General features: G+C 69.6%; 12 protein-coding genes and 1 tRNA gene. 10 read left to right on the top strand and 3 right to left on the bottom strand.

All coding sequences use genetic code 11. From position 1 onward, the window contains the following. Window positions 1-76: 76 nt before the first annotated feature. Together MRBLMI12_RS01185 and MRBLMI12_RS01190 are read left to right on the top strand one after the other, a co-directional pair. The gene (locus MRBLMI12_RS01185; RefSeq protein WP_363353178.1) at window positions 77-1,000 is read left to right on the top strand and encodes a LuxR C-terminal-related transcriptional regulator; all 924 of its coding nucleotides are present in this window, start codon (window positions 77-79) and stop codon (window positions 998-1,000) included. Window positions 1,001-1,166: 166 nt separating this feature from the next. Beyond that, a complete protein-coding gene (locus tag MRBLMI12_RS01190; RefSeq protein ID WP_363353180.1) occupies window positions 1,167-1,520 on the top strand; it encodes a histone-like nucleoid-structuring protein Lsr2 in 354 nt (117 codons plus the stop codon). 28 nt (window positions 1,521-1,548) lie between these two features. Here the strand turns inward: MRBLMI12_RS01190 and pntB are convergent, their stop codons facing one another. Further along, entirely contained in the window at window positions 1,549-2,991 is a 1,443-nt protein-coding gene (gene pntB / locus MRBLMI12_RS01195) for a Re/Si-specific NAD(P)(+) transhydrogenase subunit beta (RefSeq protein ID WP_363353182.1), read from the bottom strand. Continuing rightward, window positions 2,988-4,532 carry a Re/Si-specific NAD(P)(+) transhydrogenase subunit alpha gene (locus MRBLMI12_RS01200; RefSeq protein WP_363353184.1) on the bottom strand — a complete coding sequence of 515 codons (1,545 nt, stop codon included), beginning with the start codon at window positions 4,530-4,532 and terminating at the stop codon, window positions 2,988-2,990. Before MRBLMI12_RS01200 ends, pntB begins: the two co-directional genes overlap by 4 nt. A gap of 293 nt (window positions 4,533-4,825) precedes the next feature. Between MRBLMI12_RS01200 and MRBLMI12_RS01205 the strand changes: the two genes are divergently transcribed. From MRBLMI12_RS01205 to MRBLMI12_RS01240, 8 genes are all read left to right on the top strand, one after another. Then, entirely contained in the window at window positions 4,826-5,839 is a 1,014-nt protein-coding gene (locus MRBLMI12_RS01205; RefSeq protein ID WP_363353186.1) for a phosphodiester glycosidase family protein, read from the top strand. A 4-nt stretch (window positions 5,840-5,843) separates the two neighbouring features. Further along, complete coding sequence (locus MRBLMI12_RS01210) at window positions 5,844-6,980, top strand: bifunctional glycosyltransferase family 2/GtrA family protein (protein ID WP_363353188.1); 1,137 nt, start codon at window positions 5,844-5,846, stop codon at window positions 6,978-6,980. Then, window positions 6,977-7,618, top strand: coding sequence for a DUF4956 domain-containing protein (locus MRBLMI12_RS01215; protein WP_363353190.1), 642 nt, complete (start codon window positions 6,977-6,979; stop codon window positions 7,616-7,618). The genes MRBLMI12_RS01210 and MRBLMI12_RS01215 overlap by 4 nt, the downstream gene beginning before the upstream one ends. After that, on the top strand, window positions 7,615-8,511 hold the full coding sequence (locus MRBLMI12_RS01220) for a polyphosphate polymerase domain-containing protein (RefSeq protein ID WP_363353192.1): 897 nt from the start codon (window positions 7,615-7,617) through the stop codon (window positions 8,509-8,511). Before MRBLMI12_RS01215 ends, MRBLMI12_RS01220 begins: the two co-directional genes overlap by 4 nt. Further along, complete coding sequence (locus MRBLMI12_RS01225; protein ID WP_363353194.1) at window positions 8,478-10,235, top strand: carbohydrate-binding domain-containing protein; 1,758 nt, start codon at window positions 8,478-8,480, stop codon at window positions 10,233-10,235. Before MRBLMI12_RS01220 ends, MRBLMI12_RS01225 begins: the two co-directional genes overlap by 34 nt. Window positions 10,236-10,388: 153 nt before the next feature. Beyond that, entirely contained in the window at window positions 10,389-10,670 is a 282-nt protein-coding gene (locus MRBLMI12_RS01230) for a Fe-S cluster assembly protein HesB (RefSeq protein ID WP_349428101.1), read from the top strand. Window positions 10,671-10,745: 75 nt separating this feature from the next. Further along, window positions 10,746-11,372, top strand: coding sequence for a hypothetical protein (locus tag MRBLMI12_RS01235; RefSeq protein ID WP_363353196.1), 627 nt, complete (start codon window positions 10,746-10,748; stop codon window positions 11,370-11,372). A 64-nt stretch (window positions 11,373-11,436) separates the two neighbouring features. Next, window positions 11,437-11,508: transfer RNA gene (locus tag MRBLMI12_RS01240), tRNA-Arg, on the top strand. Between the two features lie 218 nt (window positions 11,509-11,726). Here the strand turns inward: MRBLMI12_RS01240 and MRBLMI12_RS01245 are convergent. Then, window positions 11,727-12,857 (bottom strand): tyrosine-type recombinase/integrase, encoded by a 1,131-nt coding sequence (locus MRBLMI12_RS01245; protein ID WP_363353198.1) that lies wholly within the window; start codon window positions 12,855-12,857, stop codon window positions 11,727-11,729. Between the last annotated feature and the right edge of the window lie 108 nt (window positions 12,858-12,965).

The following is a 12,965-nucleotide window of genomic DNA, read 5'->3' on the forward strand; positions in this document are numbered from 1 at the left end:
GGGCGGTGCCCCGGGTGGTAAAGTCGGCGCTACGAAAGGCGGCGAGGACGCCGTCACCCCTCGGAAGCAGGTAGTCGTGGGCGCGTCCCTCCCACCACGTGCACCGAACCCCGATCGCACTCGCGCGGGAGCCGGTGTCGCTGCCGCTGCACTCGACGGCGACAGCGGCGATGCACGGGCGCTCGATCACGCCGTCGCCGAACTCGTGCGCCGCACGCGATTCCCGGTCGGGTTCGGCGGACTCGCGCAAGGCGACGCGATCCATGTCACCTCGATCCACGGCGCTCGCACGCGCCGGCTCGAGGGCCTCGTGGTCGAGGCGTCACGCGGACTCGGCGGGCGCGCACTCGTTGAGAAGCGCCCTCGGCTCGCGCTGGACTACGGGTCGTCGCGCAGCATCACGCACGACTACGACCGCGCCGTCCTCGGCGAGGGCATCGCCACGCTGTTCGCTGTTCCGGTGATGGTGGGCAACCGCGCGCGCGGCGTCATCTACTGCGGGTCGTGGGCCGAGTCGCCGGTCGGCGATGTCGTCGCCCGGCCCGCGTTCGCGGTCGCCGATGAGCTCTCGGCCGAGCTGCGCATCCGTGAGGAGGTGCAGCGCAGACTGACCCTCTCCCCCGCGCCCGCCGGGCAGGTCACGATGCCGGCCGCCACGCGCGAAGAGCTGCGCGAGACCTATGCCGAACTGCGCAGCATCGCCGCCGTCGTCGACGACCCCGCGCTGCGCGCGCGACTGGACCGCCTCGAGAAGCGCCTCGCCGCGCTCTCCCATGATGCGACGGAGCCGTCGCTCGACCTCGACGTCAGGCTGTCGCCGCGCGAGATCGACGTGCTGGCGTGCGCCGCGCTCGGCGCGACGAACGCCGAGATCGCCTCGACGCTCGACCTCAAAGAGGGCACCGTCAAGTCGTATCTTCAGTCGGCGATGGCGAAACTGGATGCCTCGACCCGGCACGCCGCGGTCGTCACGGCTCGTCGCGCCGGCCTTCTCCCCTGACCTCGAACTCTCGTTCGGCATCCCACGCGACATGTCGCGAAATCCGCTGCTGTCAGGGGTGAATCATCGGCATTCGACCGACGGTCCGAATTATCCCGGATAAAAGTTCTCCAGACCGCGAAAATACCCGATGGTCGGGAGCGACAATTGAGCGTATTGTGCCACCATGGCCCGAAGAATCGTTCACCAGCTCGTCGATGACATCGACGGTACCCTTTTGGAAGCCGGAGAAGGCGAAACAGTACTGTTCTCGCTCGACGGCGTCGCTTACGAGATCGACCTCACCGAAGAGAATGCCAGCGCTCTGCGCAGCGCTCTCGAGCGGTACACCAAGGCGGCTCGCGCCGTCTCCTCCTCCCGTGCGACATCCAGCGCCGCGTCGGCCGGGCGAAAGCGCCGCCGCAGCGGGCAGCAGGATTTCAGCGCCGTCCGCGAATGGGCGAAGCAGAACGGCTATCAGGTGTCGGAGCGGGGCCGGGTTCCGGCATCCGTTCTCGAGGCCTACGAGGCGGCGCACTGACGCACGCCTCCTCGCGGCTATTCACGATTCAGCGCAGTTCCGACGTGCGTGAGAGCTGGAAGAGAATCTCCTCGACTTTCTCCTTCGCGTCTCCGAAGAGCATCTGCGTGTTCTCGCGATAGAAGAGCGGATTCTGCACGCCCGCATATCCGGATGCCATCGACCTCTTGAAGACGATGACATTGCGGGCCTCCCAAACACGCAGCACCGGCATCCCGGCGATGGGGCTGCCCGGATCCTCGGCGGCGGCCGGATTGACGGTGTCGTTCGCGCCGATGACGAGCACGACGTCGGCGGCTGAGAGGTCGTCGTTGATCTCGTCCATCGAGAGGACGATGTCGTAGGGCACCTTGGCCTCCGCCAGCAGCACGTTCATGTGCCCGGGCAGGCGGCCGGCGACCGGATGGATGCCGAACCGCACGTCGACGCCGTGCTCGCGCAGCTTCTGCACGAGGTCGGCGACCCCGTGCTGCGCCTGGGCGACGGCCATGCCGTAGCCCGGTGTGATCACGACGGTCGACGCGCCCACGAGCATGTCGGCCGCACTCTCCGCATCGATCTCGCGATGCTCGCCGTACTCCGCGTCGCCGCCGGTCGGCGCTTCGATGCCGAAGCCGCCGGCGATCACCGAGAGGAACGAACGGTTCATGGCCTTGCACATGATGTAGCTCAGGTAGGCACCCGACGATCCGACCAGCGCGCCCGTGACGATCAGCAGGTCGTTGTTCAGCAGGAAGCCCGCCGCGGCGGCCGCCCACCCGGAGTAGCTGTTGAGCATCGAGACGACGACAGGCATGTCGCCGCCGCCGATCGAGGCGACGAGGTGCCAGCCGAGGGCCAGCGCGAGCAGAGTCACCGCGACGAGGAGCCACAGCTCCGGTGTGATGACGTACCAGACGGTGAGGACGAGGAATGCGACGAGCGCGCCGATGTTGAGCGCGTTCTTGCCGGGAAGCATGAGCGGCTTGGAGGAGATGCGGGCGGACAGCTTCAGGAACGCGACGATCGATCCCGTGAAGGTCACGCCCCCGATGAAGACGCCGATGAACACCTCGGCATGGTGGATGTCGGCGAGCGCGCCCTCGAGCCCCGTGTCGTAGAGCGCGCCGTTCCACCCGACGAGCACGGCGGCGAGGCCCACGAAGGAGTGCAGCAGGGCGATGAGCTCCGGCATCCCGGTCATCTCCACGACGCGCGCGCGCCAGAGCCCGATCGCGCCGCCGACCGCGACCGCGACCACGAGCAGCACGAGCCCGGTGAACGCCGCGCTCCCGGTTGCTGAGCCTGTCGAAGCCGCGCCGGCGGCCGTCACCCACACGGTGGCGACGAGCGCGATGGCCATGCCGACGATGCCGAACGTCACCCCGCGGCGACTGGTCTCGTGCTTGCTGAGCCCCGCGAGGCTGAGGATGAACAGCAGCGCGGCGACGATGTAGGCGGCGCCTGCCACCTGGCCGGCGACCGCGGTCATCGGGTCTCGCCCTTCTGGAACATCGCGAGCATTCGCCGCGTGACGGCGAAGCCGCCGAAGATGTTGATGCTGGCGAGCAGCACGGCCACCGCAGCGAGGATCTGAACGGTCAGATCGGGCAGCGTGATCTGCACCATCGCGCCGACCACGATGATGCCCGAGATCGCGTTGGTGACGCTCATCAGCGGCGTGTGCAGCGCATGGGTGACGTGGCCGATGACGTAGAAGCCGACGACGATGGCGAGGGTCAGCACGAGGAAGTGCTGCGGCAGCGGGGGCGGCGCGAACGCGCAGATCGCGAACAGTGCGGCGATGCCGGCGGCCACGAGGCCGGTGCGGGCGCCCGTCGACATCGGCTTCTTCGCCGCGACCGGCGCCGCTGCCGCCTTCGCGGGCGCCGGGGCGGCCGAGACCTGAACAGGAGGCGGCGGCCACGTGATCTCGCCGTCCTGCACGACGGTGACCGTGCGCTGCACGACGTCGTCGAAGTCCAGCGCGAGAACGCCGTCCTTGCCGGGGGTGAGCAGTTTCAGCAGGTTGACGAGATTCGTCGCGAACAGCTGTGACGCCTGCTGCGGCAGGCGGCCGGGCAGATCCGTGTAGCCGAGGATCACGACGCCGTTCGCTGTCACGGTCCGCTCCCCCGCGACCGACCCCTCGACGTTGCCGCCCTGCCCCGCGGCCATGTCGACGATGACGCTGCCCGGCCGCATCGAGGCGACGTCGGCGGCGGTGATGAGGCGCGGCGCGGGACGGCCCGGGATCAGTGCCGTCGTGATGATGATGTCGACGTCGGCGGCCTGCTCCGAGTAGATCTCGGCGGCACGCCGGTCGTACGCCTCACTGGTGGCCTTGGCGTAGCCGTCGGCGGAGACCTGCTTCGCCTCGTCGGGCACGACCACCTCGAGGAACTCGCCGCCGATCGAGGCGACCTGGTCGGCCACCTCGGGCCGCGGGTCAGTGGCGCGGACGATCGCGCCGAGGCTGGACGCCGCGCCGATCGCGGCGAGTCCGGCCACACCGGCACCCGCCACGAGCACCTTCGCCGGGGGCACCTTGCCCGCCGCCGTCACCTGCCCGGTGAAGAAGCGGCCGAACTCGTGCGCGGCCTCGACGACGGCGCGATAGCCGGCGATGTTGGCCATCGAGCTCAGCACGTCCATCGACTGCGCGCGGGAGATCCGCGGCACCGCGTCGAGCGCGATGGCCGTGATCCCCCGGGTGGCGAGCGCCTCGACGAGGTCGGGCCGCAGCGCCGGGCTCAGCGTCGCGACGATCGTCGCGCCGTCTGCGAGCCGGTCGATCTCGGCCGGTGTCGGCGCGACGACCTTGAGCACGATCGGCGACGCCCACGCGGTCGCGCCGTCGACGACGGTTGCTCCCGCCTGCGCGAACGCGGAGTCGGGGAACGACGAGCCGGCGCCGGCGCCAGCTTCGACGACGACGTCGTAGCCCAGCGCGATGAGTTTGGGGACGGTGTTCGGGGTCGCCGACACCCGGTTCTCTCCGGGCGCTTCGGCGACGATGCCAATGCGGGTCATGCGTTCCTCACGGTTCGGGTGGGACGGTCGGGTGGGCAGCGCGCTGCCGCCGAGACTCGGAATCGGCGAGCGCCTCCCGGTGCTCGCGACGTCGCCTCCACCATGTCAGACCGCGGCGCGGATGGAGCCCGCGTTGTGTCCGACACGATGACAAGAATCACAGATCTTGCTGTCCGCGCACCACAATCCGGCTTCTTCGACGCTCCCGCAGCCCGGCCCCGCGGCATCCACACCGAGAATTTTCATAGCCGGCCGCGAAGGTCGTCGTAAGTCGGCCGCCTATCCATGAACGCATGGACAACAAGAGCAGCGACCGCACGAGGGCCGGCAGGCGCCGGCTTCGCAACACCGTCATCGCCTCCGGCCTGGTCGTCGCCCTCTCCGGCGGCGCCGGTGCCGTGTGGGCCGCCGACCGCTTCCTCGTCGAGCACGTCGAGATCGCCGACGTGTCGGAGTACGAGGCGCAGAACTCCTCGACGAGCGCGACCACCGACGCGACGACGGAGGGGACGGATGCCGCAGACGGCGCCGACGCGGTCGTCACAGCGACCTCGTACACCGACGCCGGAACAGTCATCACGATCTCGACGGTCACCGAGGGATCGGGCTCCGACACCGTGACGTACTACGTCGCCGACGTGACGCTGTCGGACGCCACGACGTTGCAGAGCGCCTTCGCGAAGGACCAGTTCGGCGAGAACATCACCGAGCTCACGAGCGAGATCGCCGCGGACAACGACGCGATCTTTGCCATCAACGGCGACTACTACGGGTTCCGCGACACCGGCATCGTCATCCGCAACGGCGTCGTCTTCCGCGACGAGCCCGCCCGCGATGGCCTCGTCTTCTATACCGACGGCACCGTCGAGATCTACGACGAGACGACGACGAGTGCCGACGAGCTGCTCGCCGACGGCGCGTGGAACACCCTCAGCTTCGGCCCGGCGATCGTCGCGGACGGCGCCGTCGTCGTCGGCATCGAAGACATCGAGATCGACACGAACTTCGGCAACCACTCGATCCAGGGAGATCAGCCGCGCACGGCGGTCGGCGTCATCGACGAGAATCGCCTCGTCTTCGTCGTGGTCGACGGCCGCCAGTCCGGCTACAGCGAGGGTGTCACCCTCACGGAGCTCGCCGACATCATGATCGACCTGGGCGCCACCACCGCGTACAACCTCGACGGCGGCGGCTCGTCGACGATGTACTTCAACGGCGAGGTCATCAACTCGCCCTCCAACGGCGGCGAGCGCGCCACGAGCGACATCCTCTACATCGCCGACGCATCCGCGTCCACCGCGGAATGACGCCGTGATCGTCCTCATCCCCGCTTACGAGCCGGGCCATCGCCTCGAGCCCGTCGTCGCGGGCCTGTTCGCCGCCGATCCCGACGTCGAGGTGGTGGTCGTCGACGACGGCAGCGGGGCGGCGTTCGCGCCCACATTCGCACGCGTCGCCGCGGCAGGAGCGACGGTGCTGCGCCACGACGCGAACCGCGGCAAGGCGGCTGCGTTGCGCACGGGGCTCGACCGTGCGCTCGCCATGCACCCCGGCGACGACGTCGTCACCGCCGACGCCGACGGACAGCACACCGTGACCGACATCCTCCGCGTCGCCGACGCCCTGCGCGAAGACGCGGCGGCCGCGACCCCGACGCTGATCCTCGGCTGCCGCGCCTTCTCGGGCCGCGTGCCGCTGCGTTCGCGTGCCGGCAACGCGGTGGCGCGCGGGGTGTTCCGGCTCGCGGCCGGATGGGCGCTGAGCGACACGCAGACCGGGCTGCGCGGCATCCCGTCCGGACTCATCGCCTGGGTGCGCGACCAGCCTGGCGAGCGCTTCACCTTCGAGCAGAACGTGCTGCTGCGCTGCCGGCGCGACGGCGTCGCGACGCGCGAGGTGCCCATCGAGACCCTGTACCTCGACGGCAATGCGTCCAGTCACTTCCGCCCGGTCATCGACTCGCTGCGCATCATGCTGCCGCTCCTGCTGTTCGCGGGATCGTCGCTGCTCGCCTTCGCCCTCGACACCGTCCTGTTGCTGGCACTCAACGCGCTCACCGGCATGCTCGTGCCGTCGATCATCGCGGCCCGTGTGGTCAGTGCAACGGTGAACTTCACCGTCAACCGTCGCATGGTCTTCCGCGCCGGCAACGGCAGACGGATGCCGCGCCAGGCGCTGCGCTATGCGGTGCTGGCTCTCGCGCTGCTGGCCTCCAACGTCGTGTGGCTGGACGCGCTCACGCGGTACGGGCTGCCGCTGGTCGTCGCCAAGATCGCGACCGAGGCCGTGCTTTTCGTGACCAGCTACGGCGTGCAGCGCAGCTTCGTGTTCGGCGCTCAGCAGGATCGTGCGGAACTCAGGAGCGGGGCTGACGCCCGTCATAGCAACCGCATAGCGGCGCCGACTCGACTGGATGCGAACGAACACCCCATCGGGAGGAACCCATGACCAGCAGTGCGATGATCCTCATCGGCATCGATCTGACGGCCGCGCTCGTGCTGAGCCTCGGCCTGTACTACCGCCGGCACCACCGCCGCGACCTCGTCGTCGCGTTCCTGGGGGTGAACGTCGGGGTGATGGCCGTCGCCGCCGTGCTCGGGACCGCCGAAGTCGCGATGGGGCTGGGTCTGGGCCTGTTCGGCGTGCTGTCGATCATCCGGCTGCGCTCGTCCGAGATCACCCAGCGCGAGGTCGCGTACTACTTCGCAGCGCTCGCGATCGGGCTCCTCACCGGCCTGCCGCAGACCGACCCCTGGCCGGTCGCCGCGCTGGTCGCGCTCATCCTCGTGGTGCTGTGGGCCGCGGATCACCCCGCGTTCCTCTCCCGCTCACGCCACCAGGTGGTGCGGCTCGACCGCGCCGTCGCCGACGAGGGCGAGCTGCGGGCCGAGCTCGAGACGCGCCTGGGCGGCACGGTCGCCTCCACCACGGTGCAGGAACTCGACCTGGTCAATGACACGACCCTCGTCGATGTCCGCTACCGCGTCCCGCGCGGCGGGGTGCGATCGGCGCGCGGGCGTGGCCTCCCCCTTGGCCGCGGCACGGGTGCAGCCACGACGCCCGCCCTGGAAGGAGCCCGGCGATGACGACCTTCGACCGCTTCGACGCCGTGGCCCTCGACGCGCTCGTGGCCGAGGCATCCCTTCTCACCCGCGTCGACCGCAAGTACGTCGTGCCGCGGGCCGACCTCGAGCGGGTGATCGCGGCTCTCGACGCCCGCACCCGCGTGCTCGAGATCGACGGCGCCCGCGACTTCGCGTACGAGTCGGTCTACTTCGACACCCCCGACCTGCTGAGCTTCCGCATGGCTGCGCAGCCGCGCCGGCGCCGGTTCAAGCTGCGCACGCGCAGCTACCTCGACACCGGCACGTCGTACCTCGAGATCAAGACGCGCGGCGCCCGCGGCACGACGGTGAAGGATCGCGACGAGTACGACCTGCGTGACCGCGACCGGCTGACGGATGAGGCGCGCGACGACGTCGCCGACGCCTTCGCGACGATCGGGGTTGCCGCCGAACGCGCCGACGAGCTCGGTGCGACCCTGCTGACGCGCTATCGCCGCGCGACCCTCCTCGCTCCGGACGGCTGCGGCCGCGCCACCGTCGACACCGCGCTCGAATGGATCGAGCCCGACGGGCTCGGCTTCGCGCTCCCCGGCACGGCGATCGTCGAGACGAAGTCGGGCGCGCAGCCGTCAGGGGTCGACCGCGCCCTTTGGCGGGCGGGTCACCGCCCGGCCACCGTCAGCAAGTACGCCACCGGACTCGCCGCCCTCCATCCCGCGCTTCCCCGCAACCGCTGGGCGCGCCTGCTGCGCGGCCCCTTCGACGCCACCCACCGCGCGTTGCCTTCCCGCAGCCAGCCCTCGACCCGGACCTCCGTCACCTCGACTCACCCGACCCCTGCTCAGAAGCCCACCAGCGCCACCCCGAAGGAGGACGCCACATGTCCCGTCACCTCTCGCTCCGCCGCCGCCTGATCCTGGCCGCCGCGCCGCTCGCACTCACCGGTCTCGTGCTCGCCGGCTGCGCCGTACAGAGCTCGGCCGCGTCGACGACCTCGACCACATCGACCGACGACGCCACCACCGAGACGGCGACCGTCGTCGATTCCGACCTCAGCGCGACGGCGGTGCTCGCCGCCAATGCCGACGTCACCGTCGTCGAGGACGACGAGTGGAGCGAAGCGGATGCCGCAGACATCTCGCTCGACGACACGACCGCGTCGAGCGACTCCGACGCCGTGACGGTCGACGGGTCCACCGTGACGATCACCGCCGCGGGGGTGTTCCGGCTCTCCGGCTCGCTCGACGGCCAGGTCGTGGTCGCGGCGCCCGGGGACGCACAGGTGGTGCTGATCCTCGACGACGCCGAGATCTCGGCATCCGATTCGTCCGCGATCACCGTCACCAGCGCCGACGATGTCGCGATCTTCCTCGCGGACGGCAGCGACAACAGCGTTTCGGACTCTTCGTCGTACGCCGACGACGCCGAGGCGAACGCCGCGATCTACGCCGACGCCGACCTCACGATCTCGGGCACCGGAACCCTCGAGGTGTCCGGCAACGGCAACGACGGCATCGCGAGCACCGACGATCTCGTCATCCTGTCGGGCACGATCACGGTCGCCGCCGTCGACGACGGCCTGCGCGGCAAGGACTCGCTCTCCGTCGCCGGCGGCACGGTCGAGATCACCGCCGGCGGCGATGCGCTCAAGAGCGACCGGACCGACGACGCCACGCAGGGCTTCGCCGCGACCCACTGCTGCGCACCGGTCGGCGCCACCAGCGGCGATGACGGGATCGCCACGGCGACGGATGCCGTCATCACCGGCGGCACCGTGACCCTCACCGCAAGATCGGATGCCTCGACCGCCGACGACTCCCCCAAGGGCATCTCGGCCGCGGTCGTCGTCGCGCTCGACGGCGGCGAGGTCAGCGTCGACGCGGTCGACGACGCGGTCCACTCCGACGGCTCGGTCGGCATCGGCGGCGGCACCGTCACCGTCGCTTCGGGCGATGACGGCATCCACGCCGAGCAGCGTCTGGAGATCCGCGACGGCGGCGTGACCGTCGCCGAGTCGGTCGAGGGCCTCGAGGCGACCGACGTCGCCATCTCGGGCGGCACGGTCGACGTGACCTCGAGCGACGACGGCATCAACGCCGCCAGCGGAACGGCGTCCGACACGCAGGGCGGTGGCATGGGCGGCGGCGGCGAGCAGGACACCGGCGAGACCCTCGCGATCTCGGGCGGCGCCGTGCGCGTCGCCGCGGCCGGCGACGGGCTCGACTCCAACGGCTCGATCGCGATCACCGGCGGCTCGACCGTCGTCAGCGGCCCGAGCTCGGCCGGCGGTCAGGGCGCCGTCGACTCCAACGGCGCCATCGCGCTCGACGGCGGCGAGCTCTTCGTCGCCGGCTCGGTTCTCGTGACGCCGACCGGTGCGCAGCAGTGGGTCGCGGCGACAGCCAGCGGGTCGGCGGGCGACACCGTGGAGGTGTCGGATGCCGCCGGCAACGTTGTCGCCACCTTCGCGGCCGACCAGAGCTTCGGCGCGGTGTTCTACAGCGGCCCCGCGGTGGCGGACGGCGCGGAGTACGCGATCGCCGTCAACGGTGTCTCGGCCGCGACCGTGAACGAGGGCGTCAACGTGTCGGGTGGCATGGGCGGAGCCGGCGGCGGCGGGGGCGGACGCCGACCCTGATCCCCGTTCTCGGTCGCCGCTGGAGTCGTCAGTCGGCGGCGACCGAACGTGGGAACTCCCTCCGAATGCGCGGCTCTCGGCGCGTAGGGGTTGCATCCGCGCTGGGATCTCGGAATCGTGGCCGACTCGGAACCGCACGAGGAAAGGAAAAGCATGCTCACGCTGACCCAGACCGCCGCCGAGGCCGTCGAAGAACTCATCGCCCGCGTCCCGCTCGCCGAAGACGGAGGTGTGCGAATCCGCGACACGGGAACCTCCGAAGGATTCGAACTGAGCGTCGTTCCGGCTCCCGAGGCGACCGACACCGTCGTGCGCGAGGGCGGCGCCCGCGTCTTCCTCGACGAGACGGCGGCCTCGGTTCTCGAGAACCGCGTTCTCGACGCGGAGCTGTCGAACGACGGCGCCGTGCGCTTCGCCCTCGCAACCCAGGGCTGACGATCTCACGAAGAGCCCCGGCATCCGTTCATGGATGCCGGGGCTCTTCGCATGCCGCTCGCTACTGTCGGAGCTATGAGAGGCGAAGCCGTCGATGAGCCCGACACGGCGTGGGAGAGCTGCGATGCGCGCTACCGGGTATTCGTGTACACAGGCCCCGAAGCCGCGGTGAAGGCGATCGACATCGTGGACGCCTCCCTCCACGAGGTGATGGACTCCACGCGGGCGCTGGCAGAGAACGACCGGAACATGTGGTCCCTCGCCCTCGTGATGGATGCGGCCGAGCCTCGCGGCCGCGGGCTGGTCTGGCTGTCGGGGATGGACTATCACCGTGCTCCGGCATCCGCATTCGAATGGCGCCTGCGCGCCGAGATGCAGGACCGCTACCTGTCGGCGCGCGGCCGCCGCCACGAGGCCGTCGTGCTGCCGAACGGTCTGCGCGTGGTCCGCATGTTCCCCGAGTGGGGCGTGACCTGGCCGCTCTGGGAGTCCTTCACCGACAACTACCCGATGGATGCCGCAGCCCTCGGCCTATCGGACTCACTCGCCGCGGACCTGGCCGCCTGGAACGACCGGTGGCAGGACGGCGGCCTCGAAGGACCAGTCCCCGTGGGCTGGCACGACGAGGGATGGGCGCTGTACGGCCGTCTGCAGGACGAGCTCGACGGCATCGCCGAGGTGCGCCCCGACTTCGGCCGCTGACGGGCTGTCGCGGGTTCGGCCGCTGACGGGCCGTCGCGAGCAAGCCCGTAGACTGTGGGGGCCAGCCTCTGTAGCTCAATGGAAGAGCAGTTCCGTCCTAAGGAAACGGTTGGGGGTTCGAGTCCCTCCAGGGGCACAGACTCTTTTTTGCTCTGACCAGGAGTTTCTTCTGTGGTCAGACCACTCAGATTGCGTTTTTGGCCGCTTTTTGGCCGCATTTGAGAAAGCTGTGAGCCGAAACCGACGCAGACTTGACGCCCTTCACGGAGCGTCGTTCGACGTCTCAGAACGACGAAATCGAGCATTTCTGGCGTCCTGCGCCTCGTCGAAAATTGAGCAGTCTGCTCTCCGGCGTTACCTCGGTCGGGCGTAGCGGGTCTGCGGACCTGACGGCAGTGCTACCAGCGGCATCGCATCGTTGAGGCGCGATGCGACGGCATCCAGATCGTCGTCGAAGAGGTCGGCGTAGGTGTCGAGTGTCATGGCCGCCGACGCGTGCCCCAGCATCCGCTGCACGGCCTTCACGTTGGCGCCGGAGCTGATCGCGAGCGATGCGGCGGTGTGGCGGAGGTCGTGAGGCGTCAGCCGCGGGATCGATGGGTCCACAGCCTGCGCGCGGCGGACCGCGTTCGCGAACCACCCCTGTGCGCCTGAGTTGCGCATGTGGTTGACGCCGTCGCCGAACAGCAGTCCTTCCGGCCCCTTGCCGGCGCAGGCCTGCTCGATCATCGGAGCGAGCCGCTCGGGGTAGGGCACCGAGCGCTTCTCGTGCGTCTTGGGCGTGCCGACGTGGATCTCGTAGGCGATCATCACCGCGTTCTCCTCGATGACGAAGCGCCGACGCAGCCGGTTCACGCTGCGCACCCGCAGCCCCGTCGCCTCGCCCCAGCGCAGTCCGGTGTAGGCCAAGGTCAGGACCATTGTCGGATGCGCCGAGCATGCCGCCAACGTCGCCACCTGGTCGTGCGTGAGATAGACGCGGCGCTTGCCTGGTCCGCTCCGAGGGAGATTGCGGATGTGTCGCGCCGGATTGTTCGCAAGCCGACGATCATCGATCGCGACATCGAGGATGCCTGCGAGGACTCCCAGCGCGCGAAGAACGACCGTGCGCGACTTCGCCGTCGCGAGCTCTGACACCCAGTCCTGAACTTCAGACCGCCGGATCGACCAGATCTCCCTATCTGCCCACACGGGAGCGACGTGGTTCTTCCACGCCCGCTCAAGCGTCATGTAGTACGAAGGCTTCGACATCGGCGGCTGCTTCGACCGCAGCCAGCTGTCGGCAAACATTCGCACCGGCACCCGCGACGCCCCGGGATCGATGTACTCGCCCTTCGACTTCGACACGGTGACCATGGACAGGTACAGCTTCGCTTCGCGCATCGTCGTGAAGCCGCGCTTCTGCGCTTCGGTGCGATCAGGCTTGCGGTAGCGCACGCGGTAGCGGCGGCCCTGAGCCGTTTCGTACGGGGTGATGGTGCCCATCTCGACCTCCGCTCATGCCGGCTCGACAGTCAGTATTTGGCCAGTGTCGGACACTGGTCGGGCCCCGTCAACGCGGCCGATCACAGATGTGGACACATGTCGGAAGAT

Origin of the sequence: Microbacterium sp. LMI12-1-1.1 (genome assembly GCF_040676455.1) — a bacterium.
In the GTDB taxonomy this organism is placed as follows: domain Bacteria; phylum Actinomycetota; class Actinomycetes; order Actinomycetales; family Microbacteriaceae; genus Microbacterium.